The organism is Staphylococcus pasteuri, assembly GCF_030547725.1.
Lineage (GTDB): Bacteria > Bacillota > Bacilli > Staphylococcales > Staphylococcaceae > Staphylococcus > Staphylococcus pasteuri.
This window is the reverse complement of sequence record NZ_JAUOQO010000394.1, coordinates 1-267: the sequence shown is the minus strand read 5'-3', so window position 1 is coordinate 267 and position 267 is coordinate 1. Positions and strand designations below refer to the sequence as shown.

Genomic DNA, 267 nt, shown 5'->3' with positions numbered 1-267 from the left:
GCGCAGCACAGTCGATAAAAACTCAAAGGCTAATACTCTATCGAATAAGTGAGTGAGAAGTGTACTTGTACTTAATGATAAGTGCTATAGCTGGCCAGTTTGCAAGGGCATTATCGCCAAAGGCCGTTAGCCTAAAGAGGACATTTGTTTGCTCAATATCAAGCCTTTTGTCTTTGCTATGTTGTTGCTTTCCAGTACGCCCCTTTATGCCCATACTTTGGAAGAGTTGCGGTATTACAGCGAAGAATTTTTTCCTTATAACTTTAC

The 267-nt window shown here is 40.8% G+C and carries 1 protein-coding gene; it reads right to left on the bottom strand.

All coding sequences use genetic code 11. From position 1 onward, the window contains the following. Positions 1-37: 37 nt before the first annotated feature. Positions 38-267 (bottom strand): hypothetical protein (locus Q4528_RS14130; protein WP_303522246.1); only part of this gene is annotated, 230 nt, incomplete at its 5' end.